This window comes from Actinomadura gamaensis (genome assembly GCF_042652125.1).
Classification (GTDB): Bacteria; Actinomycetota; Actinomycetes; order Streptosporangiales; family Streptosporangiaceae; genus Spirillospora; species Spirillospora gamaensis.
Genome location: NZ_JBHSIT010000010.1, coordinates 332868 through 359330 on the forward strand (window position 1 = coordinate 332868; position 26463 = coordinate 359330).

Here is a 26463-nt window from a genome sequence, read left to right on the forward strand (position 1 = left end):
GTGACCACCCCCGACGACCGCGCCGCATCGCGCGGCGGCCACCCCGAACGCGCCCCGGATGCATGGCACGCGGGCGACACCGCGCGCGGCCGGGAGGCGCTGCGGGTGGGTGACGGCGAGCGGGACGCCGTCGCGCTGGCGCTGCACGAGCACTTCGCCGCCGGCCGGCTCGACCGCGCCGAGCTGGACGAGCGGCTCGACGCGGCGCTCGCCGCCAAGACGCTCGGCGACCTGCGCGAGGTCGTCCGCGACCTGCCGGAACCGAGCGGGCTCCCCGCCCCCGAGCGGGAGCCCGCCGCGATCCCGGCGGCCTTCGGCCCGCACGGGCGACACGCGCCGGGGCCGTTGTGGGTGCCGGGCCGTCCGCCCGCGTGGGTGGGCGCGGGGCATCCGGCGTGGCGGCATCACCACGCCCGGCGGCGGGCGGTCTTCCCCCTGCTCGCGATCGTGTTCGGCGCGGTGGCGCTGACCGCGGGCGTGGGCACGGCGCTGCTCACCGTGTTCCACGTGGTGATGGTGCTGTGGATCCTGCGGGCCGTCGCCCTGCTCGTCCACACGCGGCGGCACCGCAGGGCGCTGCGCTGACCCCGCAGGTGACGCCAAACCGGCAGGTCCTGTTGGACCGGCGGTTGCTGCTCGACCGGCACGTGCTGCTGGAGCGGCGGGTGATATCGCGGCCTTCCCGCCCTCACCCCCATGGGACGGGAAGGCCGCGAGCCTTGGGTCAGGACGCCGGCGCGGCGGCCTGCTTCGCGAGGGACTCGACACGGTCCCAGTCGCCCGCGCGGACGGCGTCCGCCGGGGTGAGCCAGCTCCCGCCGACGCAGCCGACGTTCGGCAGCGCGAGGTAGCGCGGGGCCGACTCCGGCGTGATCCCGCCGGTCGGGCAGAACCGGACCTGCGGCAGCGGCCCGCCGAGCGACTTCAGGTAGGCCGTGCCCCCGGCCGCCTCGGCGGGGAAGAACTTCATCTCGGTGATCCCGTGCTCCAGCAGCGCGATCGCCTCGGACGCGCTGGACACGCCGGGCAGGAACGGCAGCCCCGTCGCGGTCATCGCGTCCCGGAGGGCGGGCGTGCAGCCGGGGCTGACCAGGAACTTCGCGCCCGCCTTCAGCGACCGCTCCGCGTCGGTCGGCGCGACCACGGTGCCCGCGCCGACCACGGCGTCCGGCACCTCGGCGGCGATGCGCTCGATGGCGGCGATCGCGGCGTCCGTGCGCAGCGTCACCTCGATCGCGCGCAGGCCGCCCGCCACGAGGGCGCGGGCGAGCGGGACGGCGGCGTCCGCGTCGTCCAGCACGACGACGGGGACGACCGGGGCGAGGTCGAGCAGTTCGCGGGCGTTCATGCCATCTCCACGGGGATCGGCCGCACGGGCGTCGGCTGCGAGGGGTCCGTCCGCACCGCCGGGGCGGGGGCGTCCGGGAGGGAAGTCATGGGCGTTCCTGGGCGAGGCGGAGGGTCGCGCCGACCAGCGCCGGGTAGGGGTGGACGATCAGGGCGGTCGGGATCGCCTTGAGGTAGTCGGTGACCGGCGGCTTGTCCTCGAACCGGCGGCGGAAGTCGCTCGCCTCCAGCACGCCGGTGATGCGCGGCAGGATGCCGCCCGCGAGGTAGACGCCGCCGCGCGCGCCCAGGGTGAGCGCGACGTTCCCGGCGAACGAGCCGAGCAGCCCGCAGAACACCGCGAGCGCCTCGGCGCAGGCGGGCTCGTCCCGGCGCGCCACGATCGCCGCGGCGTCCAGCGGCTGCGCCGGGACGCCGTTCAGCATCGCGAGCAGCCGGTACAGCCGGGCGAGGCCGCTGCCGGAGAGCAGGTACTCGGCGTTCGCGACGCCGAGCTCGGCGCGCAGCAGCCGCATGATCTCGATCTCCCGGTCGGTGCCCGCCGGGACGTCCACGTGGCCGCCCTCGCCGGCGACCGGAACCCAGCCGCCGCCCGCGCCGTCCGGTACTGGGACCAGGCCCGCCACCCCCATGCCGGTGCCGGGTCCCAGTACCGCGCGCGGTCCGTCGGCGGGCGGCAGGGCGCCGCCGACGGCGATCAGGTCGTCCGCCCGGAGTCCGGGCAGCGACCAGGCCAGGGCCTCGAAGTCGTTGATGACGGTGAGGCGGTCGATGCCGAGGTGGGCGCGGGCGCGCTCGACGGTGTCGGTCGCCCAGCCCGCGTTCGTCAGGTGGATCCGGCCGTCCACGACCGGCCCGGCGATCGCCAGGCAGGCCGCCCCGGGCCGCACTCCCCCGGCGTGCTCGGCCAGGTAGGCGGCCGCGGCCTCGGCCAGACCCGAGTAGTCCCGGGTGGGCAGCGCGACCACCCGCTCGGGCGTGCCGTCCGGGCCGTCCACCAGCGCGAACCGCGCGTTGGTGCCGCCCACGTCGGCGACCAGCCACGGCGTCGTCATCAGTCTTCCTCCTCGCACTGCGGACGGCTCAGCCGAACACGCCCGCGCCGCGCTCTGCGGGCCCGACGGCCCGCCGGAACGCCCCGAACAGCTCCCGGCCCGTCCCGTGCACCGTCTCGGACGGCATGGCGGCGGGCTCGCGCGCGGCGAACTCGTCGTCGGGGACCAGGACCTCCAGGAGCCCCTTGTCGGCATCCAGCCGTATCACGTCCCCGTCGCGCACGCGCGCGAGCGGACCGCCCATCGCGGCCTCCGGGGAGACGTGGATCGCCGCAGGTACAGAGCCGGACGCACCGGACATCCGTCCGTCCGTGACGAGCGCCACGCGGTGCCCGCGGTCCTGGAGGACGCCGAGCGGCGGGGTGAGCTTGTGCAGCTCCGGCATCCCGTTCGCGCTCGGCCCCTGGAACCGGACGACCGCGACGACGTCCCGGCCGTCCAGCTCGCCGGCGGCGAACGCGGCCTGGAGCTCGTCCTGCGAGCCGAACACGCGCGCGGGCGCCTCGATCGTGCGGCGCTCGGGCGCGACGGCCGACACCTTGACGACCGCGCGGCCGAGGTTGCCGTCGACGGTGTGCAGGCCGCCGTGCTCGTCGAACGGGTCGGCGACCGGCCGCAGCACGGTCGCGTCGCCGGACTCGGCGGGCGCGTCCGTCCAGGTCAGCTCGCCGTCCGCCAGCGCGGGGACGGCGGCGTACTCGGCCAGGGACGCGCCGCCGACCGTCCGGGCGTCGGCGTGCACGAGGCCCGCGCCGACCAGCTCGCGGATGAGGAAGCCGGTGCCGCCCGCCGCGTGGAAGTGGTTCACGTCGGCGGTGCCGTTCGGGTACAGCCGGGTCAGCAGCGGCGTGATCCGGGACAGCTCGTCGAAGTCGTCCCAGGTCAGGTCGATGCCCGCGGCGGCGGCCATCGCGACCAGGTGCAGCGTGTGGTTGGTGGAGCCGCCGGTCGCGAGCAGCGCGACGACGCCGTTGACGAACGCGCGCTCGTCCAGCAGCTCGCCGATCGGCGTGTAGGTCCCCTCGCCGCGCGACCCGCGCAGGTCGGTGAGCTCGACGACGCGGCGCCCGGCGGCGCGGGTGAACGCGTCGCGCAGCTCGGTGTGCGGCGGGACGAAGCTCGCTCCCGGCAGGTGCAGGCCCATGACCTCCATGAGCAGCTGGTTGGAGTTCGCCGTCCCGTAGAAGGTGCAGGTGCCGGGCGAGTGGTACGACTGCGCCTCGGCGGCGAGCAGCTCGTCCCGGCCGATCTCCCCGGCCGCGTACCGCTTGCGGATCGCGGCCTTCTGCGCGTTCGGCAGCCCGGACGCCATCGGCCCGGCCGGGACGAGGATCGCGGGCAGGTGCCCGAACGACAGCGCGCCGATCACCAGGCCGGGGACGATCTTGTCGCAGACGCCGAGCAGCAGCGCGCCGTCGAACATGTCGTGGGACAGCGCGACGGCGGTCGCCATCGCGATCACGTCCCGGCTGAACAGCGACAGCTCCATCCCGGCGCGGCCCTGCGTGATGCCGTCGCACATCGCGGGGACGCCGCCGGCGAACTGCGCGGTGCCGCCCGCCTCGGCGACGGCGGCCTTGAGCAGGTCGGGGTAGTCCTTCAGCGGCGCGTGCGCGGACAGCATGTCGTTGTAGGACGACACGATCGCGATGTTGGGCGCCACGTCCCCGCGGAGCTGGAGCTTCACGTCGGGGGCGCAGGCGGCGAAGCCGTGCGCAAGGTTGGCGCAGCCGAGGCCGCCGCGGGCGGGGCCCTGCGTGCGGGCATCGGCGACGCGGCGCAGGTAGGCGGCGCGGCGGTCGGCGCTGCGTGCGGCGATCCGCTCGGTGACCCGTGCGACGACGGGGTGCGGGGAGGCGCTCATGTGAGACTCCAGGCCGAGGGGACGGACATCGACAGACGCAACTTAGCGGGGATAGGTCATCCGAGTCATCAGACTTACGCAGTAATCTTTACAGAAGTTTCCCCGCTAGAGCCAACTCGACGCCGTAACCGGCGCCGGCCGCCCGGCCGGGCCGCGAACCTTCCCGGCGGCTCATCCGTCCGTCCGTCCGTCGGCCCGTCCGTCTGTCCGTCGGCCCGTCCGTCGGCCCGTCCGTCTGTCCGTCCGCTCGCCCCGGCCCCGTCCGCATGCTTGGATGACCGAATGCCCCACCGGCCCGTCTACCCGCCCGCGCGGCGCCCCGCCACCTGCGGCGACGTGCTGCGCCTCGTCCGCGAGGACGGCGTCGCCACCCGCGCCGAGCTGGCCCGCGTCACCGGGCTGTCCCGCCCGGCGGTCGCCGCGCGGGTCACCGAGCTGATCGCGCACGGGCTGCTGGTCGAGCACGCCGACGGGCCGTCCACCGGCGGACGGCCGCCCGCCCGCCTCGCCTTCGACGCCGCGGGCGGCGCGGTGCTGGTGGCCAATCTCGGCCAGTCCCGGGGCCAGCTCGCCGTCTGCGACCTCGCCGGGACGATGCTGCGCCGCGCCGACGCCGACCTGCCGCCCGGACGGCTGCCCGAGGTCGCGCTGCCCGCGCTCGTCCGGCAGTGGACGGACCTGCTCGCGGGCTGCGGCCTGCCCGAGTCGGCGGTGCGCGGCGTCGGGATCGGCGCGCCCGACCCGGCCGACTTCGACCTGTGGGACACCGGCCCGATCGCCGAGCGGTTCGGCGTGCCCGTCCTGCTGGACAACGAGGTCAACGTCGCCGCGCTCGGCGAGCACCGGGTCCACCACCCGGACGTCGCGGACCTGCTGCTCGTCAAGATCTCCACCGGCATCGGCGCGGGCCTCATCTCCGGCGGGCGCATCCAGCGCGGCGCGCAGGGCGCGGCCGGCGAGCTCGGCCACATCCCGGTCGCGGACGGCCCGGGCGTCACCTGCCGCTGCGGCAACCTCGACTGCGTGGAGGCGGTCGCGGGAGGCGCGGCCCTGGTCGCCCTGTCCAGCGCGCCCGACCTGCCGACGCTGGTCTCGCGCGCGCAGGACGGCGACGCGGAGGCCGTCCTGCTCGTCCGGGACGCGGGACGCCGCCTCGGCGAGGTCATCGCCGCCGCCGTGAACCTCCTGAACCCGGCCGTCGTCATCCTCGGGGGCGACCTCACCGCCGCGTACGAGCCGCTGGTCGCGGGCGTCCGCGAGGTGGTCTACCGGCGCGCGACCGCGCTCGCCACCCGCACGCTGCGCATCGAGCCGAGCCGCCTCGGCGAGCTGGCGGGCCTCACCGGATGCGCCGCCATGGTCCTCGACCACACGCTCGCGCCCGAGGCCGTCGACGCCGCCCTCAGCTCCGCCTGACGCCCCGCACGGAAAAGACCGAAAAGTCAAATCCGGACGTCCAGGAGAACATCTGCGTTCCCTTGCGGCGCGGTAAACGCATCGTTTACGCTCTCACGCCTTACGCAAACCTCTCAAATGCATACTTCCCACCGGGGGCGAACTGTGCTCGATCAGTCTCCCGAAGCCATCGAGAAGGCTTTGGAGAACCTGACCAAGGACGCCAAGGAGAAGCTGGAGCGGTACGCGGAGATGCGCGAGCAGCTCGCCTCGATGCGCAGCACCGCACAGTCCGCCGACGGCAACGTCACCGTCACCGTCGCCCCCGGCGGCGCCATCACCGACATCCACCTGAGCGAGCGCGCGATGCGGCAGAGCGCGGCGCAGCTGTCGGCGACGCTGATGAGCACCATCACCGCCGCGAGCGCCGACGCGTCCCGCCGGATGGCCGCGGTCGTCGCGCCGCTCGCCCCCGCCGGAATGGACGTCCAGGCGCTGGTGGAGTCCCGGCTGCCCGCCCCGCCCCGCGAGGACGAGGGACCGCGCCGATGACCGAGACCGGGCACGACGTCACCAAGCTGGTCAGCGCCGCCGAGAGCGTGGACCGGCTGAACGACCGGGCGCAGGCGATCAAGTCCGCGGCGCAGGCGATCAACGTCACCGGGCACGAGTGGGGCCTGGTCGGAATGGTCTTCAGCGTGCACTACGACTCGGCGTCCAAGGACATCAACGAGCACCTGGACCTGATGGTCAAGTCGCTGACCGGGATCGAGAGCGGGATCGAGCAGACCGCGCGCAACTACGCGGGCGCGAACCAGGCCATCCTCGCCAAGATCAACGCGCTGGAGAAGGACGCGGTCGAGATGGGGCCGGCGCCGAGCAAGCCGGGCGAGAAGGGCTGAGGCGGCGATGGTCGAGATCTTCAGCGACCCGTACAAGGCCGGCGAGGGCAACGTCCCCGGCTGGAGCCAGGTCGCCAAGGGCGTCAAGCACTACGAGAACGAGGACTTCAGCTCGCTCGCGGGCGACGTCGCCGACATCGGCTACACCGGCTTCACCGCCTGGATGGACCCGCTCGGCGCGCTCGTCTCGGCGGGCGTCGGCTTCCTCATCGACGTGATCAAGCCGCTGCACGACATGCTCACCTGGGTCACCGGCGACGACGGCGCGATCAGCGACCACCGGGACGAGTGGGACAAGGTCGCCAAGGACCTGAACGGCCTGGCCGACCAGATGTCCACCGACCTGGAGCACGACCTCACCGACTGGCTCGGCCCGGCCAGCGAGCAGGGCAAGGCGCGGATCGCCGAGTTCATCCAGGGCACCCGCGACACCGCCAACGCGATCGGCGACATCAAGGGCCTGCTCGCGCTCACCGCCGCGCTCTGCGACACCGCGATGTCCACGCTCAAGGACCTGATCTCGCAGTTCGTGGAGTGGCTGATCATCACCTGGCTGGCCGCGCAGGCCGCCGCGATCCCCACCCTCGGCGGCAGCGAGGCCGCCGCCGCGGCCGCGACCGAGGCCGAGGCGGCGGTCGCGACCACCCGCGGCGCGCGGATCGTCCAGAAGGTCGTGCAGGTCTTCAAGAAGCTCGCCGCCGTGGTCCGCCGGATCATCACCAAGATCAAGGCGATGCGCGACACCGCGGTGTGGCGGCTGACCGGCAAGGGCGGCAACCGCAGCCTCGGCCCCGGCGGCCTCGGCCGCGACCTGGTCTCGGACGGCCGGGACGCGCGCCGCGCCCTCGGCGGACGCAACGGCGCCACCAAACCCTTCGAGTACGACCCGAAGGACCCGGCCGTCGCGGCCGGGACCAAGCTCGGCTCGGGCCTCGCCCAGTCCGGCGAGGACGACAACGACAACGTCCCGCCGCCCGGCGAGATCAACCGGAAGCTGAACCTCGGTGCCTGAGCCTCCCGACGCTCCTCTCCACGCCTGGACCGGCTTCAGGCAGGGCCCGCTTTTCGCGACCGCGCTCTTCCTCGCGGTCGTCGCCGAGTCGGTCAATCTGGGCGTCGACTTCACCGAGCCGGTTCCCGCCGCCGCCTTGGCGCTGTGGGCGCTGGTGCTGGTGGGGCTGCCGGTGCGGGCGGCGTTCCATCGCCGGATCGTGCTCACGGCGGACGAGCTGATCGTCCACCGGACGTTCGGCACGGCCGCGTTCCGCCTGAGCGAGATCGGCTTCCTTCAGGAGAACCGGCCGGGCGGGATCGGTCCGCAGTGGCCGAAGCTGCTGATCCGCGACACGGGCGGGCGGACGTGCCGGACGTGGAGCCTCGGACGCGAGCACGAGCGGATCGTCCGGACGGTCCGGGACGCCGTGACGCGGGCGAGCGGGGCCGATCCGATGGCCTACGAGGACGAGGAAGCCGCAGCTCACTGACCCTGTTGCCGAACCGGCAACAGGGTTTGCCTTTTCCGGGGCGCGGTGCCGATGCTGGTCCCATGGAAGAGGGAATGACGAACGAAGAGTTCTGGGACCTGCGCTACACGAGCGGCCCCAAGCACGCGGACGGGAACGAAAGCGGGGACGGGAGCGGCCACGGTCACGGCCACATCTGGAGCGGCAAACCGAACGCGGCCCTGGTCGAGGAGGTCTCCGGGCTGACCCCCGGGACGGCGCTGGACCTCGGCTGCGGCGAGGGCGCGGACGCGGTGTGGCTGGCCCGGCAGGGCTGGAAGGTCACGGCCGTGGACGTCTCGGGCGTCGCCATCGGCCGCGCCGTGGAGCACGCGGCCGAGGCCGGGCTGGCGGACGCGATCGACTTCCAGCGCCGCGACCTGTCGGAGTCGTTCCCGGACGGCTCCTACGACCTCGTGACCTCGCAGTTCCTGCACTCGCCGGCCGAGCCGATCTCCGAGCGGATCCTGCGCGCCGCGCGGGACGCGGTCGCGCCGGGCGGCACGCTGCTGGTCGAGGGGCACGCGGGCCCGCCGCCGTGGGAGCCGGAGTCCGGCTACGTCCTGCCCACGGCGGCCGAGGTCGTGGTGTCCCTCGACCTCGACCCGGACGAGTGGGAGGTGCTGCGCGCCGAGGAGCACGACCGGCGGCAGACCGCGCCGGACGGCACCGTCATGACCCGCCTCGACTGCACCGTGAAGGCCCGCCGGCGCCCCGCGGAGTGACCCGCGGAGTGACCGGCGGGTGCCGTCCGCGTGAGGAGCCGGGTCAGCCGTGCGCGAGGAGCCGGGTCAGACGAGCGTGAGGAGCCGGGTCAGACGAGCGACTGGCCGCCGTCGATGGTGATCACCTGGCCGTTGAAGTAGGGGTTGGCCATCAGGACCACCGACGCGGCGCCCGCCTCCTCCGGGGTGCCGAACCGGCCGAGCGGTGCGTTCGCCCCGGCCGCCGCGACCGCCTCGTCCGTGGGGAGCCCGCCCACGCCGCGCAGCAGCGGCGTGTCGAACTGCCCGTAGCGGACGCCGTTGACCCGCAGCCGGCGCGGCGCGAGCTCGACGGCGAGCGAGCCGACGAGCGTCTCGACCCCGCCGGCGACGGCGATCGCGCCCGCCGTCGCCGGGCGCGGCCGGGTGACGAGCAGCCCGGACGTGAGGGTGATCGAGCCGCCGGCGGGCAGCCGCCCGACGGACGCGCGGGCGATCGCGAGCGCCGCCCAGACCCGCTGCTCGTAGGCGGTGCGGGCGTCCTTCGGGTCGATCGACTCGATCGGCCCGGCCCCGACGTAGCCGCCCGCGGTGAGCAGGACGTGGTCGAGCGTCCCGGTGAACTCGACGGCGGCGCGGATGGAGTCCTCGTCGGCGGCGTCGACGACCGTCCCGAGGACCTCGGCGTCGCCGTCGCCCGAGCGGATGTCGGCGACGGCGGCGTCCAGGCGGGCCTTGTCGCGCCCGGCGATGACGACGCGGACGTCGAGACTGTGCAGCAGCCGGGCGGCCCCGAGGCCGATGCCGGACGAGCCGCCGATGATGAGCACGCTCGATCCGGCGAGGCTCGCGGGCAGCGGCGAGCGGACGGGCAGGGGCGCGGAAGTGACCTGGGACATGGTGGGGCTCCGTTCGAAATAAACCATCCGGTTGGTTTAGATCATGGAGCGCGCCGGGCGGGCTTGTCAACCGGATGGTTTAATTTCTTGCATGAGCTACGACGCGGACGCCACCCGGCGCAGGATCTTCGAGGCGGCCGCCGACGAGTTCGCCGAGCGCGGTCTCGCCGGGGCCAGGATCGAGCGGATCGCCACCGCCGCCCGGGCGAACAAGCAGGCCATCTACCTCTACTTCGGCAACAAGCAGCAGCTCTTCGGCGCGGTGCTGAAGGCGAAGATGGAGGAGGTCTGCCACGAGGGCCCGCTCGACCCGCACGCGATGGGCGAGAGCGTGGGCCAGCTTTTCGACTGGTACCACGAGCACCCGGAGCTCGTCCGGCTGCTGATGTGGGAGGCGCTGGAGCTCAGCCCCGACGAGCCGCTCGCCGCGGACGAGCGGCGGCGGACCTACCGCGCCTACGCGTCCGAGATGACCGAGGGCGGCTACGCGGCCGGCGAGCCGGACGAGGACGCCCGGATCCGCGCCGCCCAGGACTGGCTGTTCACCGTGCTCGGCCTGGTCGCCTGGAACTTCTGCGTCCCGCAGATGCGCGCCCTGGTCCTGGACGAGCCGGACGCGAAGGCCGCGCTCGCCCGCCGCCGCGAGGTCGTCGTCCAGACCGTCAAGGCGCTCGCCGCGGCCCGCTGACGCCGCCGGTATTTCAGTTCCCGGTCGGCTGGCGCCGACATGTAAATGATTTGTAAGGGAAAGCCGGGGACGCTCGCCCGCCCGCGCCCGGCCTTCCTACCTTGGTGGGGCGACTCCGGCACGCGCGACCGTGCCGATCCCGGCCGGCGAGGCACAGCGGAGGAAGCCCCGCCGACCGTCCCAGGGACGCTTCGCCCCCGAGGCCGTCCCGCTCCCCCGGGCCCGTTCACCCCCGCCGACGGCCCGAAGGCCGGGAGGCGTCCTTCCCTCAGGACGCCTCCCGGTCCTCCCCTTCGCCGCCGTGCCTCACCCCCGCCTCCCCGCGTCCCCGCGTCCCGGCCTCCCCGCGTCCCAGCCTCACCCCCGCGTCCCAGCCTCAACCCCGCGTCCCAGCCTCAACCCCGCGTCCGAGCCTCAACCCCGCCGCCCGGCCTCAGCCCCGCCGCCCGGTGGCTTCGCTTCGCGGTTTCAGCCGCCCTTCGCGTCCGCCCAGGGTTTGGTCTCGCGGAAGTACAGCGCCGCGCCCGGATGGAGCGGCAGCGGGTAGGTCACCAGCGCGGCCCGCCGGTCCAGCCGCCGCGCCTGGGCGTGCACCGCCGCCAGCCGGGACCTGCTCGCGAAGAGCAGCGCGGTCAGCTCCCGTGCCTCCGCGGCCGGCATGTCGGCGCGGACGACCAGGACGTTCGGCGTCGCGACCGTCGGCACCTCCCGCCCCATCCCGTACGTCGTGGCCGGGATCGAGCGGGCGAGGTACACCTCCCCGAACGAGCGCTGGAGGCCGGCGACGAGCGACCCGACCGGCAGCAGCCGCACCCGGACCGTCCGGGCGAGGTCGGTGACGGCGGGCGTCGGCAGGCCGCCGTTGAAGAAGAACGCGTCGATGCGTCCCGCGCGGAGCGCTTCGCCCGACGCGCTCGCCGACAGCCGTGACCGGACGATCGCGTCGCGCCCGCTCACCCTCACGCCCGCCGCCGCCAGCACGCGGCCCGCGAGGACCTCGGTCCCGGATCCGGCCGCGCCGGTGGAGACGCGCCGTCCGCGCAGGTCCGCGACGGATCTGATCGGCCCGTCCGCGCGGACGACGATGTGGAGGTAGTCGTCGTACAGCCCGGACAGCGCGGCGATCCGGACATTCCCCGCGAACGGCCCCGCGCCGCGCGTCGCGAGATCCGCCGAGTCGACCGTCGTGAACGCGAGATCGGCCTTGTGGGCGGCGAGCAGCCGCAGGTTCTCGATGGACGCGGCTGTCGTCAGCACCGTCGCGCGCACCTTCCACCGGTCGTGCAGCGTCGCGGCGAACGCGTCGCCGAGCGCGTGGTAGACGCCGCCCTCGCCGCCGGTCGCGATCACGACCGGCGGGAGCGACGGCCGGTCCGAGCGGCACCCCGACGCCCCGAACGGCACGCACGCGAGCAGCACCACCAGCGCCGCCAGCCGCCGCCTCACCGCTCGGCCTCCCGTGCGGCCGTCGGAAGGACGATCCGGACGCGCAGCCCGGACGGTTCGGCGGGCGACAGCTCCAGGCGTCCGCCGGACGCCGTGATCAGCGCGTGCGCGATCGTCAGGCCCAGGCCCGAGCCCTCGACGTTCTGGTCGGCCGGACGCCGCCAGAACGGCTGGAGCGCGACCGCGGCCTCCGGCTCGGTCATGCCCGGCCCGCTGTCGGTGACGACGATCGCGGCGAGGTCCGGCGGGACGTTCTGGACGTCGATCCGGACGCGTCCGCCCGCCCCGGAGAACTTCACCGCGTTGTCGATAATCGCGTCGAGCGCCTGGTCCAGCGCGTCCGGCGCGGCGCGCGCGAGCAACGACCCACCGTCCAGCGCAGCGCGCGCGGACAACGACCCACCATCCGGCGCGGCGCGCGCGGACAACGTCCCGCCGTCCAGCGCGGCGCGCGCGGACAACGTCCCGCCGTCCAGCGCGGCGCGCGCGGACAGCGTCCCGCCGTCCGGGCCGGTCAGCTCGACGCCGCGCCGGGCCGCGACGTCCCGCCAGCCGTCCGCGCGGGCCCGCGCGAGCGCCGCGAGGTCCACGTCCACCGCCTTGACCGCGCTCGCCTCCGCCGAGGCGTACGCGAGCAGCGCGTCGTAGAGGTGCGCCATGCGGTCGACCTCCTCCAGCGCCATCGCATGGTCGGTCCGGCCGTCCGGGCCGACCGCCGGCTCCAGGTTCTCCAGCCACAGGCGGAGCGCGGCGAGCGGCGTGCGCATCTGGTGGCTGGCGTACGACACGAACGACCGCTGCCGCTCCAGCAGCACCGCGACCTGCACGGCCATCGCGTTGAACGACTCGGCGAGGCGGCGCAGCTCGGACGGTCCCGCGCCGCTCGCCACCCGCTCGTCGAACCGTCCCTCGCTGAGCGCGTGCGCCGCGAGGTCCAGCTCCGCGACCGGACGCAGCACCCAGCGCGCGACGAGCGCCACCACGACGACCCCGACCAGGACGACCAGCAGCAGGCCCGCGAGCAGCCGCGTCCAGGCGTCCAGCAGGGCCTGCCGCAGCCGCCCGGTCGGCGACACCGTCACCGCGACGCCGATCACCTCGCCGCCGCTCCCGACCGGCTCGACGACCACCATCGGGCCGCGCTGCCACGGCCACACGGTCGGCGTGGTGCGCGCCGCCTCCCCCGACAGCGCCTCCCGCACCCGCTCCCGGACGTGCCCGGACCGCAGGTCCAGGTCCGACCGGGAGCTGATCACGACCGTGCCGTCCCGGTCCACGACCGCCGCCGGGATGCCGAACACCGCGTCGTACTGCTCCAGCTCGTAGTGCAGCGCCGAGGTGCGCCCGGTGCGCAGCGCGGTCTCGGCGAGCGACGCGAACCGGGCGGTGTCCCCGGCCCGGTCGATGTACATCTCCTGCGAGTCGCGGGCGGCGAACCCGGTCGCGAGCGGCACCGCCAGCGCCACCAGCGCGGCGGCGAGCAGCGGCAGGTAGGTGAGGTACAGCCGCCGCCGCATCCCGGCTCAGCCCCCGCCCGGCGCGAGCCGGTACCCGACGCCGTGCACGGTCTCGATCCGCGCCGCGCCGCCGAGCTTGGCGCGCAGCGTCGAGACGTGGACGTCCAGCGTCCGGGACCGGCCCTGCCAGGACGTCCCCCACACCTCCCGCAGCAGCGTCTCGCGCTCCACCACCGCGCCCGGCTCCCGGATCAGCCGCGCGAGCAGCGTGAACTCCTTCGGCGTCAGCCGCACCGGCACGCCGTCCAGGGTGAGGACGCGGGCGGCGAGGTCCACCGCGAGCGCGCCGAGCACCCGCACGCCGCCGTCCGGCCGGGGCCGCGCCCGCCGCAGGACGGCCTCCATGCGCGCCTGGAGCTCGGCCATGCCGAACGGCTTGACCAGGTAGTCGTCCGCGCCCGCGCGCAGCCCGGTGACCCGGTCCCGCTCGGTGCTGCGCGCGGTCAGCACGATGATCCCGACCTCGCCGCGCTCCCGCAGCCGGCGGCAGACCTCCAGGCCGTCCAGGTCGGGCAGCCCGAGGTCCAGCAGGACGATGTCGCAGGGCGGCGCGGCGAGCGCCGCGGCGGCGTCCGGCGCGTGCTCGACCTCGTACCCGCACCGTCCCAGCGCCCTGACCAGCGCCGCCGCGAACCGGCGGTCGTCCTCGACGAGCAGCGCCCGCGCCATCTAGCGCCCGTTGATCAGCCGCATGGCGAGGTCCGGGCTGAACGTCCCCGCCGGGACGCCGGGACCGACGCCGCACGGCCCGTCCGACTCGCCGGGCGTCTTGACCCACAGCAGGTCGTCCGCGCCCGACCCGCCGACCTGCGGGACGGTCCCGAGCTTGGCCCCGGCCGGGTTGCACCACTTGCCCGGCGTCCCGCCATGCCCGTTCCGGCTGGTGTCGATGACGAACCCGCGCGTGTACCGGTACTTCGACGAAAGCGCCGAATCAACCTTCTTCGCATAAGCCGAAGACTCGGCCGTCGTAAAGAAGTTGGACACATTGACCGAGAACCCGCGCACATTCTTCACCCCGGCCGCGTTCAACCGCGTCGCCATGGTCGCGGGCGCCACCCAATGCGCGTTGCCGCCGTCCAGGTAAGCACGCGCCTTCGGGGCCTTGGCCTTGAACTGCTCGGTCGCGTACTTGAGCAGTGCCGTCCGGGTCTTCTGCGCCGCCGCGGGCAGGCAGTCGAGCTGCGCGACCGCGTCCGGCTCGATCACCACGATCGCCGGACGGTTCCCGACAGCCGCCGCGAACTTGGAAATCCACGTCCTATAAGCCGCCGAAGACCCCGCCCCGCCATGCGAAGCCCCACCGCAATCCCGGTCGGTAATGTTGTAGGCCACCAGAACGGGCGTCTTACCTTTGCTCTTAGCGGCACCGACATACCCGGAAACCGCCCGCGAGATATCCCCGCTCCAGTTCCCGAACCACCGGGCCCCCGGCCGCGCCACGATGGCCGTCTTGATCTTCGGAGCCCGAGCGTCCCGCGGATGGGCCTTCACCCACGCGGCGGCCTGCGTCCCCGGATCCACGTAAAACGGACTGGCCGCAGCCCCCTCGACCTGATCCGCACTCACCCTGGCCGCGCTGGCCCCACCCGAGGAGCACCCCGCCGCCCCCACCGCAACAGCCACCACCAGCGGAATCACCGCGCGCATCATCGCTCTCCTCGCCCCGGCATGATCGGCTCGAACGGCCGACATTCTGGCGCGAACCCCCCACCCCCGTCCCCCGAACCACCAGATCACCCGATCAGCCGGCCCCCACACCCCGGAGACCGGCTGCAACGCCCCGACCATTACCGGCCAAGCTCCCCCCGCCGAACCCGCCCCACCAGCCCCCCGAACGCGGCCGAACTGACCACCAACCGCGCCCCGCCCGGATCCCGCGAATCCCGCACCCCAACCCCGTCACCCAGCCGCGCGACCTCCACGCACGCCTCGTCACTTCCCCCGCCGCTAAAGGAGCTCTTACGCCACCGAACCATCCGGAACTCCTTCCAGCCAGCCCCGCGACATCAGCGCCCGAGACCGTCAGTCATGCACCGCGCGTAGTCCCAGAGGCCGCAGGTCAGAGCCGACCGTTACAGGTCGAGCTCACCACGCCGCACCCGCGCCAGCAATCCACCGAAAGACGCGAGAGGCACCGCGAGGCGCGGCCCATCCGGATCCCGGGAGTCGCGAACCCCGCCCCCCACGACCACCCGCGCGACCTCCACACAGGCGTCGTCGTTCCCACCGCCCGAATAACGGCTCTTGCGCCAGCGACTCATTTCGGCCGCTACCGGTCGAGTTCGTCGCGCCGGACGCGGGCCAGCAACCCGGCGAACACTGCGGGAGCCACTGCCAGGCGCGGCCCGTCCGGGTCCCGCGAGTCCCGCACACCGACCTCGCCGCCCAACCGCGCAACCTCCACGCACGCCTCGTCGCTCGATCCGCCGCTGTGGGAGCTCTTACGCCACTGGATCACTGGTAACCCCTCTTGGTCTCCAAGATCAACAAGCGGGAATCTCCCTTGGAAAGAGCAAGATCCCCGATCTGGTCGGAGCGTATCGTCAGGGCTCCGATTTCGTCCCCTCCTTCGATCAACCGGCCGCCGAGCTGCGCCCCCACATAGGCGACCTCGCGACTGCCGAGACGCTCCGAACCGACCTTGAGGATCTGGATCGGCCCGTCATGTCCAGGGTGATGCCCCGCCGCCCGCGGCACAATCCGGACACTCACCTTGGGGTCGGACGAGATGTCGAGCAAGTAGTCCAACTGACCGATCATCACCTTCGACGATCCCACCGGGCACTCCAGCACCTCCTGGTCCAAGAGCACCCAGAGGTAGGGACAGTCCACCCCGGCGAGCCGCCGCTGCCGCTCCGCCCTCGACTTGATGGACGCCTCGACGACCGCCGGCTCGCTACCGGCCAGCACGCCCCGAATGTAGTCCTCGGTCTGGAGCAACGTCGGGATGATCTTGCCGTGGTAGAGCTTGATGATCGTCGCGGCGGCCTCGTACTGGAGGTACTGCTTGAACCAGTCGGGGTCGTGGCCGGTCTTGGCGTAGAAGAGCAGCCGCTCGAAGTGGCCGCCGGTCTTCCATGCGTCGTCCAGCCGACACATGTGCTCCTTGGTGGGACGGGCCCGGCCCGCTTCCCAGTTACATACGCTCCCGCGCGTCACCTTGGCGATCAGGCCGACCTGGGCGAGTGACAACCCTCGCTGCGTCCGCCAGAACCACAGGTCAAAGGCCAGCCAGCCCCAGATCGAAGACTTCGGGTCGATCGACTCTCTGACACTCATCGCTCACCCACAGGTGTATGGCATGTCTGTCAATGCGTGCACGCTAACTCACGGAGCGTGAACCTGGGAGCCGGTTCCGGAAACTCATGGACGGTGGTGGCGATGGACGCTCAGATGATGGCCCCGGGGCACCCGGAGATCCGCATGGCGCTGCTGGCGACGCCGACCTCGGTCGTCCTCGCTCGGGAACTGGTCCGTTACGCGCTCGTCAACTGGGGGTTCGGCAAGCCGGTGATCGAGGACGCCACGCTCGTCATGAGCGAGATCGTCACCAACGCGCTCAACGCCGCCCCCGGCAAGGAGATCTGCATCCGGACGGCGGTCTACGAGGGCGCTCCGCTCCTCGAATGCTGGGACCCGTCCCCCGCGCTGCCCGTCCAGCGCGGTGTCACCGCGGAAGCCGAATCGGGCCGGGGACTGCTGATCGTTGCCGCCTACGCCGAGAACTCTGGCGTCCGTCCGTCCGCCAACGGCCGCGGCAAGGTCGTCTGGGCCCTGATGCCCGCGAACCCTTGGCCAGACGGCGTCTCGCGTGAAGACCCCGGCCACCGGTCTCGCTGACACATAGGCTGACCTCACGCATCGGGCAGCCGCTCAGGGGAGCACGTGTCTCATCCGCCGTGGGCCGTTGCCCCGTCCAGCCTGCTCATCTCCGAGCAGCAATACGAGGCGCTGCCCGAGGACGTCGCGCACAGCATCGAAGTCGTCGAAGGCAACGCCATCTTCTGCGAAGCGCCGAGCCCTGAACGTCGGATGGTCGCGTTCCGGCTTCAGGCCGCCCTCATGGATGCGCGAACTGCCGAGCCGCGCATTCAGGTGTTCCAGGACACCGACATGAAGTACGCCTACGTCAACTCGCACATCACTGACGAGCGCAAACGCTTCACGGTACGCCGACCGGACCTCAGCGTGCTGCGCTGCATCGAGCGCGGCAGCAAGATGACGTCGGCGGACGTCCTCGTGGCCATCGAGATCACCAGCACGCGGCCGTAGCGGGGCAGGTCGGCGGTGAGCAGGACGCCGAGTGGCTCTGGCAGGGTGATCTTCTCGCCGTACCCCCCGGTCGAGGTGGTCAGCCACGTCCCGTCGCCGCGCGGGTCACTGCTGAGCATCCACTCGCCTGCACCGGGCGAGACGTACAGCAGGGCGGGTACCAGCGCACGCGAATACCAGGCGCTCCTCACCTCGATTGACGGCCTGGACTCGGACGGGGACGCAACTTTGACCGCGAGAATGAACTCCTCCCCCGGGATCAGCCGCTCATCGGTGTCCAGGCTGGACGGAGGCAGCACGGCCAGGTCGGGGGTCGCGTAGTCGTCCGGGTCGTCAGGAAGCGGGATGGAGATCGTGTCGGCGGTCGTGAGGCCGTGCTGCGCCGCACGAGCGCTGAGCGCGTCACGTATCCGGGCGGTGGTGAGAGCGTGCCGTCCGCTCGGGGTGGGGGTCGCCAGAGGGGCGCCTTCGATGATCTCAACACGCAAGGTGCCGCCGCTTTCACGCTCGATGTCGTCGGCTGTCCGGCGGAGCTTGCCGGGGACGGGTTTGGTGATCGTCATCCGCACTCCCCCTCCACGCGTGCAGGCATCACTCTAGGCGGCGGCGTTGTCATGAGTCCGGCGATAGTGGCGGGCGGAGGGGGCCTCAGCCGAGCCAGAGGACGGTCGTGATGCGGAATTCTCGGATGTCGCGGACGACCAGGTACTCGATGATCACGGGGTGGCCGGGGATGGTGTGGTCGTAGCGGAGGTGCTCGGGGTCGCGGGGGGAGCCGGGCGGGGGTGCGCCCAGGTCGATGGCGTCGCCGGCCTCGGTGGCGAAGCGGATCAGGTAGCGCAGGACCGCGTCGAAGAGGGGGCGGGGCATGGCGTGCAGGTCGGCGGCGGCCTCCTCCTGGCAGAAGACGGTCCAGCCGCGGTCGGGGTCGGTCACCGGGGCTTGCGCTCGGCGGCGAGATCCTCCAGGGAGACCAGGCCGCGGCCGGCGAGGGCGTCGGTGACGCGCTTCTCGCGGCCGGGGACCTGGTCGAGCATGGCGTCCCTCCACCAGCGGTCGAGGACGGCGTCGAGGTCGTCGGCGCGGGACGTCTCGGCCATGAACCGGGCGCGCTTGTCCGGGCTGAGCGCGTCGGCGATCGCGCTGACCGTGCGCGGGATCGCGCGGGTCTGGCCGGGCAGGAGCGGACGGTCTGGCACGGCCATGCGGAGCCCTCCGGGACGCGTGTGACGAACGTGCCCCACGCTACGGGACGGCGCCGACATTCTTCACTACTCCCGGACGGCGGCGAGCCTGGTTCGGATGACCAGTTCGTTCAGCTCGTCCCGGCAGGTTGGAACATCCGGCAGCGGCGAGGTGTCGCGTTCGGTTTCCAGGCGCGCGGTCAGCTTCTCGAAGTCGGCGGTGAAGCGGTCGCGGTCGAGGAGGTCGGCGGGCGTGCCGCCGTGCTCGGCGCTGCGCTTGGCCTCGATCAGCTCCGGGAGGTACGCGGGGCCGTATTCGGCCGCGAGAACCGTCAGGTCGGTCTCGACCTCGCCCGCGCGCATGAGGTGGATGCCGGTGAGCAGCGTCCGGAACGTGTAGAGCAGCGGCTTGAGGCGGTTCTCCTTGCCGAACTGGTTCCACTGGCCTCGGCTGAAGCCGAAGTAGTGGCGCGCGTAGCCGGTGCACACGAGGGACGGCGTCAGCGCGAGGAGTTCGTCGTGCAGCGGGGACGTCTCGACGATGAGGGGCGAGGTGAGCTGTTCGAGGATCTCGCCGCTGCAACGGAGGAGCAGGCGGCAGTACTTGGCGACGTCGTGGGTGACGACGTCCACTTCGAGGCCGTCGCGGAACCACATGCGCGAGTGGGTGTCGCGGCCGGGTTCGAGCGACACGACCTCGCGCAGCGGCTGGACGTGCAGGCCGCGCAGGTCGATGTCGGAGTCGCGCGACGGGAAGCCGTAGAGGTGCGCGCCGGAGATCGTGATGAAGGCGCGCGGGTGCGGATGCCATGCGGCGACGTCCGCCATGAGGCCCTCGGGGAGGTTCATGCGGTCAGGCTCCTTCGGCGGACGGAGTGGAGCAGCGCGTCGATGCGGGCGCGGTCGGGTTCGGCGGGGAGGGGCGAGCGGGCGAGCGCGCCGTCCATGCGGGCGGTGAGGGACGCGCGCCAGGCCGCCACCTCGTCCAGCGGCATCTCGTTGCGGCGGACGCTCAGGAGCCGGTCGCGGTGCTCGCCGACCTCGACCATCGGTTCGCCGTGTTCCAGCAGGTGAAGCCCGCTGAGCAGGAGCCGCAGCATGTGCATGACGTGCTTGGGGTTGCGCGCGCCGTGGTTCTCCATCTTGCGGAACTGGCCGTCGGCGTAGCGGAGGAACGTCCGGTGCGCGTGCCGCGAGAGGAACGCGGCCCGGGCCTCCAGGAGCTCCGAGCCGATCTCGGTGACGTGCTCGACGAGCGGTGACCAGAGGCATTCGAGGACGGTCGGGTTCGCGGCCAGCGCCAGCTCGCAGAAGCGCTCGAACTCCCAGGAGAACTGCTCGTCCAGCGGCCCGGACAGGTGCGTCGGCGGTTTGTCGAAGCGCCAGAACAGCTCGGTGGGCGCGACGAACACGCCGCGCCGGTCGGTGTCGCTGGCGGCGGTGTCCAGGCCGTAGGCGCGCGAGCCGACGACCACCGCGAGGACGGTGTGGTCGGGGACGAGCCGGTCGAATGCGGTCACAACCCAGCAGGGTGCCGCAGCCGCCGCCCGGTCGTCGAACCGTTTGTCGGCTTGCAGAAAGTTTCTGCAAGGTCTTTACGGTCCTTGCGGCTCGTTGCTAGCGTCACCGCACCACCCCCACGAGGAACAGGTGAAACGGGCTGCTCTCCACGTCATCCCGTTTCGCGGAGGAGGACCCCCCATGCGGCGTACCATCACGGCCGGTGCGGTGACCTGTCTGGCGCTCGCGGCGCTCACCGCCTGCGGCGGCAGCGGCGGCGACAGCGGTAAGGAGAAAGCGCCGTCCGGCGCGCTGGACGGGCGCGGCCCGGTCACCTTCGTCACCGGCAAGGACCGGTCCGGCAACCTGCAGAAGCAGATCGACGGCTGGAACTCGGCGCACCCGAAGGAGCAGGTCCGGGTCGTCGAGCTGCCGGACGAGCCGAACGACCAGCGGCAGCAGATGATCCAGAACGCGCAGACGAAGTCCGACGCGTACGGCGTGCTCAACCTCGACGTCGTCTGGACGGCCGAGTTCGCCGCGAACCGCTGGCTGACGCCGCTGCCCAAGGACCAGATCGACCTGTCGAAGATGCTGCCCGCGACGGTCACGACCGGCGAGTACCGCGACAAGCTGTACGCGGTGCCGTCCACGTCCGACGCCGGGATGCTCTACTACCGCAAGGACCTGCTCGACAAGGCCGGGATCTCCGCGCCGCCGAAGACCTACGCCGAGATGTGGGCCGACTGCGACAAGGTGAAGGCGCTGCCCGAGGGCAAGGGCGTCGACTGCTACTTCACCGAGGTCAACAAGACCGAGAGCCTCACGATCAGCGCGGTCGAGGCGGTCTCCAGCCAGGGCGGGTCGCTGCTCGACGCGAGCGGCAAGCCGACCGTCACGACGCCGCAGGTCAAGGCCGGGATCCAGTTCCTCGCGGACGCCCGCAAGGCCCACATGCCGAAGGAGGCGGTCACCCTCGACACCGAGGGCGGGCGCCGCTACTTCCAGGGCGGCAAGCTGCTGTTCCAGCGGCAGTGGCCGTACCAGTACGCGCTGGCCGACAAGGCGGACGGGTCGTCCAAGGTGGCGGGCAAGTTCGCCGTCGCGCCGCTGCCCGGGCCGAACGGTCCCGGCGTCGCGAACCTCGGCGGGCACAACCTCGCCATCTCGGCGTTCGCCAAGAACAAGGCGACCGCGTTCGACTTCATCAAGTACCTGACCGGCGAGCAGGCGCAGCGCGCGAACCTCCTCGCGACGTCGCAGGCCCCGACCGTCGCGTCCCTCTACGACGACCCGGCGCTGACGAAGCGGTTCCCGTACCTGCCGGTGCTGAAGCAGGCGATCGCAGGGGCGAAGCCGCGGCCGGTCGTGGTGAAGTACGGCGACGTCACGGCCGCGATCCAGGGCGCGGTGTACGACGCGGTCAACGGCCGGACGACCGTGGACCAGGCCGTCACCGACCTCCAGGGCAAGCTGACCACCCTGACCGCCGCGCAATGAGCACCGTCTCCGAAAGCACCGCCGTCCGCCCCCTCCGCAAGCGCCGCGGCACCGGCGGCGCGCGCGGGGAGCGGCGGATGGCGGCGCTGCTCCTGTCTCCCACGCTGCTCGTCCTCGCGCTCGTCGTCGGCTACCCGGTGCTCGCCGGGCTCCGCGAGTCGCTGTACGCGCGCGGCAACGGCCTCGACGCGGACGGCTTCGTCGTCCAGGGCGACCGGTTCGTCGGCCTCGACAACTACAAGGCCGTCTTCCAGGGCGACCGCGCGGACGCGTTCTGGAACGCCTTCGGCAACACCACGTTCTTCACCGTCACGACGGTGACGCTGGAGACGGTGATCGGCGTCGGGATGGCGCTGATCATGCAGCAGGCGTTCCGCGGCCGGGCGCTCGTGCGGGCCAGCATCCTGGTGCCGTGGGCGATCCCCACCGCGATCTCCGGACTGCTGTGGCGCTGGATCTTCCAGGCGGACGGCGCGGCCAACGCCGTCCTCGGCCACCAGGTGCTGTGGACCGCCGACGGGTTCGCCGCGAAGGTCGCGGTCGTCATCGCCGAGGTCTGGAAGACGTCCCCGTTCATCGGGCTGCTCGTCCTCGCCGGGCTCCAGATGATCCCGCGCGAGGTGCACGAGGCCGCGAAGGTGGACGGCGCGAGCGCGCTCCAGCGGTTCGCCTACGTGACGCTGCCGCTGATCAAGCCCGCGCTGCTCGTCGCCGTCCTGTTCCGGATGCTGGACGTGCTGCGCATGTTCGACCTGCCCGCCGTCCTCGTCGGCGTCAACCAGAGATCCGTGGAGACCCTGACCATGCTCGCCTGGTTCGAGGCGACGAACCTGCGGTACGGCTCGGCGGCGGCGTACGCGACGATCCTGTTCGCCTACATCGCGCTCATCGCCTACCTGTTCGTCCGGCTGCTCGGCGCCGACATCATCGGCGAGGCCCGCCGCACCCGCAAGGGCGGAGCGCGCCGACCCGGCAAGACCGACGCGCGCCGATCCGGCAAGGGCGACGCCCGAGGCGCGCGGAGGACCGGCGCACGCGGGCTGACCGGGAAGGCGGCCGGACGGTGAAGCGCGCGCTCTCCTACCTCGGCCTCGCGGCCGTCGCGGTGTACTGCCTCGCGCCGTTCTACTGGATGCTGGCCTCCGCGCTGCGCCGCCCGCAGGACCAGTTCGACAACTCGCCCGTGCCGTCCCCGGTCTCGACCGAGAACTTCCGCGCGGTGTTCGGCGGGCACAACGGCTTCGGCCGCGCGCTGCTGAACAGCGTCATCGTCGCCGGGACGACCACGGCCCTCACGCTCGTCATCGGCGTGTTCACCGCCTACGCGCTCGCCCGGCTCGACTTCCGGTTCAAGAACGCGGTGCTCGGGCTGGTGATCGCGACGACGATGTTCCCGGGCGTGTCCCAGCTCGTCCCGCTGCTGAAGCTGTTCACCGACATCGGCTGGATCAACACCTACCAGGCGATGGTCGTGCCGAGCCTCGGCTTCGCGCTGCCGCTGTCGGTGTGGCTGCTGACGGCGTTCTTCCGGCAGCTCCCGTTCGAGCTGGAGCAGGCCGCGATGGTGGACGGCTGCACCCGCGGCCAGGCGTTCCGGAAGATCATCGTGCCGCTCGCCGCGCCCGGCGTGTTCACCACCGCGATCCTGACGTTCATCGCGGCGTGGAACGAGTTCCTCATCGCGCTGTCGATGGTCAACCGCAAGGAGATGCAGACCGCGACGGTCGCGATCTCCAAGTTCACCGGCGTGTCCGGCTTCGACCAGCCGTTCGGTACGCAGATGGCGGCGGGCGCCGTGGTGACCGTCCCGCTCATCGTCGTCGTGCTCGTCTTCCAGCGCCGGATCGTCGCGGGCCTCACCGCCGGCGGCGTCAAGTGACCACCCAGCAAGCGACCACCCGGCAAGCGACCACCCGGCAAGTGACCACCCGGCAAGTGACCACCCGGCAAGTGACCATCCGAAAGGAAGCCATGACCGAATCGCCGACCACCGGCTGGTGGCGGGACGCGGTGATCTACCAGGTCTACGTGCGCAGCTTCGCCGACGCGAACGGCGACGGCGTGGGCGACCTCGCGGGCATCCGCGCCCGCCTGCCGTACCTGGCCGACCTCGGCGTGGACGCGCTGTGGGTCACCCCGTTCTACGTCTCACCGATGGCCGACTTCGGCTACGACGTCGCGGACTACCGGGACGTGGACCCGCTGTTCGGCACGCTCGACGACGCGCGCGCCCTCATCGCCGACGCGCACGCGCACGAGCTGCGCGTCATCGTCGACATCGTGCCGAACCACACGTCCGACCGGCATCCGTGGTTCCAGGCCGCCCTGGCCTCCGCGCCCGGATCGCCGGAGCGCGACCGGTACGTCTTCCGCGACGGACGCGGCGAGAGCGGGGAGCTGCCGCCGAACGACTGGGAGTCGGTGTTCGGCGGCCCGGCCTGGACGCGCGTCCCGGACGGCCAGTGGTACCTGCACCTGTTCGCGCCCGAGCAGCCCGACCTGAACTGGGAGAGCCCGGAGGTCCGCGCCGAGTTCGACGACATCCTGCGGTTCTGGCTCGACCTCGGCGTGGACGGCTTCCGGATCGACGTCGCGCACGGCATGGTCAAAGCCGCCGGGCTGCCCGACGTCGGCCGCGACCGCCAGGCGGAGATGCTCGGCCGGGCCCCGCTGCCCTACTTCGACCAGGACGGCGTCCACGAGATCCACCGCGCGTGGCGCAAGCTGCTCGACTCCTACCCCGGCGACCGCGTGGGCGTCGCCGAGGCGTGGGCGCCGAGCACCGCCCGCCTCGCCGCCTACACCCGTCCGGACGAGCTGCACCAGGCGTTCAACTTCCACTACCTCGGCACGCCGTGGAACGCGGCGGAACTGCGCGCGGTCATCGAGGAGACGCTGCGCACGGCCGAGTCCGCGCCCGCGACGTGGGTGCTGTCGAACCACGACGTCAAGCGGCACGTCACCCGCTTCGGCGGCGGCGAGACCGGCCTGCGCCGGGCCCGCGCCGCCGCGCTGCTGACGCTCGCGCTGCCCGGCTCGGCGTACGTCTACCAGGGCGAGGAGCTCGGCCTGCCCGAGGTGCTCGACCTGCCCGCCGAGTTCCGCAAGGACCCGCAGGCCGGACGCGGCGAGGACGCGGGCCGCGACGGCTGCCGCGTCCCGATCCCGTGGGACGGCGACGAGCCGCCCTTCGGGTTCTCGGACGGACCGTCCTCGTGGCTGCCGATGCCGTCCGCCTGGCGCACCCTGACCGTCGCCGCCGAGCAGGCCGACCCGGACTCGATGCTCGCGCTCTACAAGGCCGCGCTGCGCGTCCGGCGCGCCGAGCCCGCGCTGGGCGACGGGCCTCTGACCTGGCTGGACGTCCCGGACGGCACGCTCGCGTTCGTCCGGCCGGCGGACGACGGGACGGCCGTCGCGTGCGCCGTCAACACCGGCGACGAGCCCGTAAACCTCCCTGCCGATGACGAGCCGATCCTGGCCAGCGGGACCGTGGAGCGCGCGGACGACGGAACCCTCGTCGTACCGCCCGACACGACCGTCTGGTGGAAGGTAAATTCGTGGTCATGACGACGCGTCTGGCCGACATCGCCGAGCACGCGGGGGTCAGCGAGGCGACGGTCAGCCGGGTGCTGAACGGCCGTCCGGGGGTGTCGGCGACGACCCGGCAGGCGGTGCTCGCCGCGCTGGACGTGCTCGGGTACGAGCGTCCGGCGCGGCTGCGGCAGCAGCGCGCCGGGCTGATCGGCCTGATCATCCCCGAGCTGACCAACCCGATCTTCCCGGCGTTCGCCGAGGTGATCGAGAGCGCCCTCGCGCGGCACGGCTACATGGCGGTGCTCTGCTCGCAGACGCCCGGCGGCGTCGCCGAGGACGACTACCTGGAGATGCTGCTGGAGCGCGGCGTCGCGGGGATCATCTTCGTCAACGGCCTGCACGCCAACGCCAACTCCGACCGGGCCCGGTACGCGCGGCTGACCGAGCAGGGCCTGCCGATCGTGCTGGTCAACGGCTACCGTCCGGACATCGACGCGCCGTTCATCTCCAACGACGACGTCGCCTCGCTGGAGGCCGCGGTCGCGCACCTCGGCTCGCTCGGGCACCGGCGGATCGGGCTCGCGATCGGGCAGGACGTGTACGTCCCGACGCGGCGCAAGACCGAGGGCTTCCTGCGCGGCCTGCGGACGCTCCTCGCCGAGTCCTCCGACGGGCCGCCCGCCGACGCCGCGGACGAGTTCGTCGTCAACACGATGTACACGGTCGAGGGCGGGCAGGCCGCCGCGCAGCGGCTGCTCGACCGGGGCTGCACGGCGATCTGCTGCGGCAACGACATCATGGCGCTCGGCGCGATCCGGGCCGTCCGGCAGCGCGGGCTGCGGGTGCCGGAGGACGTGTCGGTGGTCGGGTTCGACGACTCGCCGCTGACCGCCTACCTGGATCCGCCGCTGTCCACGATCCGGCAGTCGGTGCGGGAGATGGCGCTGGCCGCGGTGAGCACCGTGCTGGAGGAGATCGGGGGCGGCCGGCCGCCGCGCACCGAGCTGCTGTACCGTCCTGAGCTGGTCGTCCGCCGTTCGACGGCCCCGGCTCCGGTGCCCGCCGCGCGGTAGGAGGGGGCCGTCCGGGCGCCCCGGTCCGCGCGGATCGGGGCGCCCGTCTTGGTAACGGTTGCGTTGCGGAGGATT

31 protein-coding genes are annotated in these 26463 nt (G+C 72.8%); 14 read left to right on the forward strand and 17 right to left on the reverse strand.

The annotated features are described in order from the left end of the window. Nucleotides 1–585 (forward strand): DUF1707 SHOCT-like domain-containing protein, encoded by a 585-nt coding sequence (locus ACFPCY_RS31755; RefSeq protein ID WP_378261306.1) that lies wholly within the window; start codon nt 1–3, stop codon nt 583–585. A 139-nt stretch (nt 586–724) separates the two neighbouring features. On the opposite strand, the gene eda is transcribed toward ACFPCY_RS31755, so the two are convergent. From eda to edd, 3 genes are all read right to left on the reverse strand, one after another. Then, on the reverse strand, nt 725–1348 hold the full coding sequence (gene eda, locus ACFPCY_RS31760; protein WP_378261308.1) for a bifunctional 4-hydroxy-2-oxoglutarate aldolase/2-dehydro-3-deoxy-phosphogluconate aldolase: 624 nt from the start codon (nt 1346–1348) through the stop codon (nt 725–727). Between the two features lie 85 nt (nt 1349–1433). Continuing rightward, on the reverse strand, nt 1434–2402 hold the full coding sequence (gene glk / locus ACFPCY_RS31765; protein WP_378261310.1) for a glucokinase: 969 nt from the start codon (nt 2400–2402) through the stop codon (nt 1434–1436). Between the two features lie 28 nt (nt 2403–2430). Then, nucleotides 2431–4266, reverse strand: a complete 1836-nt coding sequence (gene edd, locus ACFPCY_RS31770; protein WP_378261312.1) for a phosphogluconate dehydratase — start codon at nt 4264–4266, stop codon at nt 2431–2433. Nucleotides 4267–4548: 282 nt separating this feature from the next. Here edd and ACFPCY_RS31775 point away from each other — a divergent pair, with 282 nt between their 5' ends. From ACFPCY_RS31775 to ACFPCY_RS31800, 6 genes are all read left to right on the forward strand, one after another. Beyond that, on the forward strand, nt 4549–5682 hold the full coding sequence (locus ACFPCY_RS31775; protein WP_378261314.1) for an ROK family transcriptional regulator: 1134 nt from the start codon (nt 4549–4551) through the stop codon (nt 5680–5682). A 144-nt stretch (nt 5683–5826) separates the two neighbouring features. Beyond that, nucleotides 5827–6213 (forward strand): YbaB/EbfC family nucleoid-associated protein, encoded by a 387-nt coding sequence (locus ACFPCY_RS31780; protein WP_378261316.1) that lies wholly within the window; start codon nt 5827–5829, stop codon nt 6211–6213. After that, nucleotides 6210–6563 (forward strand): hypothetical protein, encoded by a 354-nt coding sequence (locus ACFPCY_RS31785; RefSeq protein ID WP_378261318.1) that lies wholly within the window; start codon nt 6210–6212, stop codon nt 6561–6563. Before ACFPCY_RS31780 ends, ACFPCY_RS31785 begins: the two co-directional genes overlap by 4 nt. Before the next feature lie 7 nt (nt 6564–6570). Further along, complete coding sequence (locus tag ACFPCY_RS31790; protein WP_378261320.1) at nt 6571–7575, forward strand: WXG100 family type VII secretion target; 1005 nt, start codon at nt 6571–6573, stop codon at nt 7573–7575. Next, nucleotides 7568–8047, forward strand: coding sequence for a hypothetical protein (locus tag ACFPCY_RS31795; protein WP_378261322.1), 480 nt, complete (start codon nt 7568–7570; stop codon nt 8045–8047). The genes ACFPCY_RS31790 and ACFPCY_RS31795 overlap by 8 nt, the downstream gene beginning before the upstream one ends. Nucleotides 8048–8121: 74 nt before the next feature. After that, nucleotides 8122–8790: an SAM-dependent methyltransferase gene (locus ACFPCY_RS31800; protein WP_378261324.1), complete on the forward strand. Its 669-nt coding sequence runs from the start codon at nt 8122–8124 to the stop codon at nt 8788–8790. 89 nt (nt 8791–8879) lie between these two features. Here ACFPCY_RS31800 and ACFPCY_RS31805 read toward each other — a convergent pair whose 3' ends face one another. After that, the gene (locus tag ACFPCY_RS31805) at nt 8880–9668 is read right to left on the reverse strand and encodes an SDR family oxidoreductase (RefSeq protein ID WP_378261326.1); all 789 of its coding nucleotides are present in this window, start codon (nt 9666–9668) and stop codon (nt 8880–8882) included. Nucleotides 9669–9759: 91 nt separating this feature from the next. Between ACFPCY_RS31805 and ACFPCY_RS31810 the strand changes: the two genes are divergently transcribed. Then, nucleotides 9760–10356 carry a TetR/AcrR family transcriptional regulator gene (locus ACFPCY_RS31810; RefSeq protein WP_378261328.1) on the forward strand — a complete coding sequence of 199 codons (597 nt, stop codon included), beginning with the start codon at nt 9760–9762 and terminating at the stop codon, nt 10354–10356. A 468-nt stretch (nt 10357–10824) separates the two neighbouring features. Here ACFPCY_RS31810 and ACFPCY_RS31815 read toward each other — a convergent pair whose 3' ends face one another. From ACFPCY_RS31815 to ACFPCY_RS31850, 8 genes are all read right to left on the reverse strand, one after another. After that, nucleotides 10825–11802, reverse strand: a complete 978-nt coding sequence (locus tag ACFPCY_RS31815) for a TAXI family TRAP transporter solute-binding subunit (RefSeq protein ID WP_378261330.1) — start codon at nt 11800–11802, stop codon at nt 10825–10827. Continuing rightward, nucleotides 11799–13319 (reverse strand): sensor histidine kinase, encoded by a 1521-nt coding sequence (locus tag ACFPCY_RS31820; protein ID WP_378261332.1) that lies wholly within the window; start codon nt 13317–13319, stop codon nt 11799–11801. The genes ACFPCY_RS31815 and ACFPCY_RS31820 overlap by 4 nt, the downstream gene beginning before the upstream one ends. Nucleotides 13320–13325: 6 nt before the next feature. Further along, nucleotides 13326–13988, reverse strand: a complete 663-nt coding sequence (locus ACFPCY_RS31825; protein WP_378261334.1) for a response regulator transcription factor — start codon at nt 13986–13988, stop codon at nt 13326–13328. Beyond that, nucleotides 13989–14972 carry a glycoside hydrolase family 6 protein gene (locus ACFPCY_RS31830; protein ID WP_378261336.1) on the reverse strand — a complete coding sequence of 328 codons (984 nt, stop codon included), beginning with the start codon at nt 14970–14972 and terminating at the stop codon, nt 13989–13991. A gap of 137 nt (nt 14973–15109) precedes the next feature. Then, nucleotides 15110–15298, reverse strand: a complete 189-nt coding sequence (locus ACFPCY_RS31835; RefSeq protein ID WP_378261338.1) for a DUF397 domain-containing protein — start codon at nt 15296–15298, stop codon at nt 15110–15112. 96 nt (nt 15299–15394) lie between these two features. Next, nucleotides 15395–15583 (reverse strand): DUF397 domain-containing protein, encoded by a 189-nt coding sequence (locus ACFPCY_RS31840; RefSeq protein WP_378261340.1) that lies wholly within the window; start codon nt 15581–15583, stop codon nt 15395–15397. A gap of 8 nt (nt 15584–15591) precedes the next feature. Further along, nucleotides 15592–15780 carry a DUF397 domain-containing protein gene (locus ACFPCY_RS31845; RefSeq protein WP_378261342.1) on the reverse strand — a complete coding sequence of 63 codons (189 nt, stop codon included), beginning with the start codon at nt 15778–15780 and terminating at the stop codon, nt 15592–15594. Further along, nucleotides 15777–16601: a helix-turn-helix domain-containing protein gene (locus ACFPCY_RS31850; RefSeq protein WP_378261344.1), complete on the reverse strand. Its 825-nt coding sequence runs from the start codon at nt 16599–16601 to the stop codon at nt 15777–15779. Before ACFPCY_RS31850 ends, ACFPCY_RS31845 begins: the two co-directional genes overlap by 4 nt. A gap of 102 nt (nt 16602–16703) precedes the next feature. On the opposite strand from ACFPCY_RS31850, the gene ACFPCY_RS31855 reads away from it, so the two are divergent. Further along, complete coding sequence (locus tag ACFPCY_RS31855) at nt 16704–17162, forward strand: ATP-binding protein (protein ID WP_378261346.1); 459 nt, start codon at nt 16704–16706, stop codon at nt 17160–17162. Between the two features lie 284 nt (nt 17163–17446). On the opposite strand, the gene ACFPCY_RS31860 is transcribed toward ACFPCY_RS31855, so the two are convergent. From ACFPCY_RS31860 to ACFPCY_RS31880, 5 genes are all read right to left on the reverse strand, one after another. After that, nucleotides 17447–18157, reverse strand: a complete 711-nt coding sequence (locus ACFPCY_RS31860) for a Uma2 family endonuclease (RefSeq protein WP_378261348.1) — start codon at nt 18155–18157, stop codon at nt 17447–17449. Nucleotides 18158–18242: 85 nt separating this feature from the next. Beyond that, nucleotides 18243–18530 carry a hypothetical protein gene (locus tag ACFPCY_RS31865; protein WP_378261350.1) on the reverse strand — a complete coding sequence of 96 codons (288 nt, stop codon included), beginning with the start codon at nt 18528–18530 and terminating at the stop codon, nt 18243–18245. Continuing rightward, nucleotides 18527–18799, reverse strand: a complete 273-nt coding sequence (locus ACFPCY_RS31870; RefSeq protein WP_378261352.1) for a hypothetical protein — start codon at nt 18797–18799, stop codon at nt 18527–18529. Before ACFPCY_RS31870 ends, ACFPCY_RS31865 begins: the two co-directional genes overlap by 4 nt. Before the next feature lie 66 nt (nt 18800–18865). Next, a complete protein-coding gene (locus ACFPCY_RS31875) occupies nt 18866–19627 on the reverse strand; it encodes a nucleotidyltransferase domain-containing protein (protein WP_378261354.1) in 762 nt (253 codons plus the stop codon). Then, nucleotides 19624–20298, reverse strand: a complete 675-nt coding sequence (locus ACFPCY_RS31880; RefSeq protein ID WP_378261356.1) for a nucleotidyltransferase domain-containing protein — start codon at nt 20296–20298, stop codon at nt 19624–19626. The genes ACFPCY_RS31875 and ACFPCY_RS31880 overlap by 4 nt, the downstream gene beginning before the upstream one ends. A 181-nt stretch (nt 20299–20479) precedes the next feature. Here ACFPCY_RS31880 and ACFPCY_RS31885 point away from each other — a divergent pair, with 181 nt between their 5' ends. The 5 genes from ACFPCY_RS31885 (at nt 20480) to ACFPCY_RS31905 (ending at nt 26388) form a co-directional block, all read left to right on the forward strand. After that, the gene (locus ACFPCY_RS31885; RefSeq protein WP_378261358.1) at nt 20480–21778 is read left to right on the forward strand and encodes an ABC transporter substrate-binding protein; all 1299 of its coding nucleotides are present in this window, start codon (nt 20480–20482) and stop codon (nt 21776–21778) included. Continuing rightward, nucleotides 21775–22845, forward strand: a complete 1071-nt coding sequence (locus tag ACFPCY_RS31890) for a carbohydrate ABC transporter permease (RefSeq protein ID WP_378261360.1) — start codon at nt 21775–21777, stop codon at nt 22843–22845. Before ACFPCY_RS31885 ends, ACFPCY_RS31890 begins: the two co-directional genes overlap by 4 nt. After that, nucleotides 22842–23657: a carbohydrate ABC transporter permease gene (locus ACFPCY_RS31895; RefSeq protein ID WP_378261362.1), complete on the forward strand. Its 816-nt coding sequence runs from the start codon at nt 22842–22844 to the stop codon at nt 23655–23657. The genes ACFPCY_RS31890 and ACFPCY_RS31895 overlap by 4 nt, the downstream gene beginning before the upstream one ends. A gap of 92 nt (nt 23658–23749) precedes the next feature. Next, on the forward strand, nt 23750–25348 hold the full coding sequence (locus ACFPCY_RS31900) for a glycoside hydrolase family 13 protein (protein ID WP_378261364.1): 1599 nt from the start codon (nt 23750–23752) through the stop codon (nt 25346–25348). Further along, nucleotides 25345–26388 (forward strand): LacI family DNA-binding transcriptional regulator, encoded by a 1044-nt coding sequence (locus ACFPCY_RS31905; protein WP_378261366.1) that lies wholly within the window; start codon nt 25345–25347, stop codon nt 26386–26388. Before ACFPCY_RS31900 ends, ACFPCY_RS31905 begins: the two co-directional genes overlap by 4 nt. Nucleotides 26389–26463: the final 75 nt, after the last annotated feature.

Bases quoted from the DNA above. Each gene is read 5' to 3' on its own strand.
- ACFPCY_RS31820 (WP_378261332.1), bottom strand. From the start codon at position 13,319: ATGCGGCGGCGGCTGTACCTCACCTACCTGCCGCTGCTCGCCGCCGCG.
- ACFPCY_RS31810 (WP_378261328.1), top strand. From the start codon at position 9,760: ATGAGCTACGACGCGGACGCCACCCGGCGCAGGATCTTCGAGGCGGCC.
- ACFPCY_RS31800 (WP_378261324.1), top strand. From the start codon at position 8,122: ATGACGAACGAAGAGTTCTGGGACCTGCGCTACACGAGCGGCCCCAAG.
- ACFPCY_RS31900 (WP_378261364.1), top strand. From the start codon at position 23,750: ATGACCGAATCGCCGACCACCGGCTGGTGGCGGGACGCGGTGATCTAC.
- ACFPCY_RS31790 (WP_378261320.1), top strand. From the start codon at position 6,571: ATGGTCGAGATCTTCAGCGACCCGTACAAGGCCGGCGAGGGCAACGTC.
- ACFPCY_RS31855 (WP_378261346.1), top strand. From the start codon at position 16,704: ATGGACGCTCAGATGATGGCCCCGGGGCACCCGGAGATCCGCATGGCG.
- ACFPCY_RS31830 (WP_378261336.1), bottom strand. From the start codon at position 14,972: ATGATGCGCGCGGTGATTCCGCTGGTGGTGGCTGTTGCGGTGGGGGCG.
- ACFPCY_RS31885 (WP_378261358.1), top strand. From the start codon at position 20,480: ATGCGGCGTACCATCACGGCCGGTGCGGTGACCTGTCTGGCGCTCGCG.
- ACFPCY_RS31775 (WP_378261314.1), top strand. From the start codon at position 4,549: ATGCCCCACCGGCCCGTCTACCCGCCCGCGCGGCGCCCCGCCACCTGC.
- ACFPCY_RS31875 (WP_378261354.1), bottom strand. From the start codon at position 19,627: ATGAACCTCCCCGAGGGCCTCATGGCGGACGTCGCCGCATGGCATCCG.
- ACFPCY_RS31850 (WP_378261344.1), bottom strand. From the start codon at position 16,601: ATGAGTGTCAGAGAGTCGATCGACCCGAAGTCTTCGATCTGGGGCTGG.
- edd (WP_378261312.1), bottom strand. From the start codon at position 4,266: ATGAGCGCCTCCCCGCACCCCGTCGTCGCACGGGTCACCGAGCGGATC.
- eda (WP_378261308.1), bottom strand. From the start codon at position 1,348: ATGAACGCCCGCGAACTGCTCGACCTCGCCCCGGTCGTCCCCGTCGTC.
- ACFPCY_RS31805 (WP_378261326.1), bottom strand. From the start codon at position 9,668: ATGTCCCAGGTCACTTCCGCGCCCCTGCCCGTCCGCTCGCCGCTGCCC.
- ACFPCY_RS31860 (WP_378261348.1), bottom strand. From the start codon at position 18,157: ATGACGATCACCAAACCCGTCCCCGGCAAGCTCCGCCGGACAGCCGAC.
- ACFPCY_RS31835 (WP_378261338.1), bottom strand. From the start codon at position 15,298: ATGGTTCGGTGGCGTAAGAGCTCCTTTAGCGGCGGGGGAAGTGACGAG.
- ACFPCY_RS31890 (WP_378261360.1), top strand. From the start codon at position 21,775: ATGAGCACCGTCTCCGAAAGCACCGCCGTCCGCCCCCTCCGCAAGCGC.
- ACFPCY_RS31905 (WP_378261366.1), top strand. From the start codon at position 25,345: ATGACGACGCGTCTGGCCGACATCGCCGAGCACGCGGGGGTCAGCGAG.
- glk (WP_378261310.1), bottom strand. From the start codon at position 2,402: ATGACGACGCCGTGGCTGGTCGCCGACGTGGGCGGCACCAACGCGCGG.
- ACFPCY_RS31870 (WP_378261352.1), bottom strand. From the start codon at position 18,799: ATGGCCGTGCCAGACCGTCCGCTCCTGCCCGGCCAGACCCGCGCGATC.
- ACFPCY_RS31785 (WP_378261318.1), top strand. From the start codon at position 6,210: ATGACCGAGACCGGGCACGACGTCACCAAGCTGGTCAGCGCCGCCGAG.
- ACFPCY_RS31825 (WP_378261334.1), bottom strand. From the start codon at position 13,988: ATGGCGCGGGCGCTGCTCGTCGAGGACGACCGCCGGTTCGCGGCGGCG.
- ACFPCY_RS31840 (WP_378261340.1), bottom strand. From the start codon at position 15,583: ATGAGTCGCTGGCGCAAGAGCCGTTATTCGGGCGGTGGGAACGACGAC.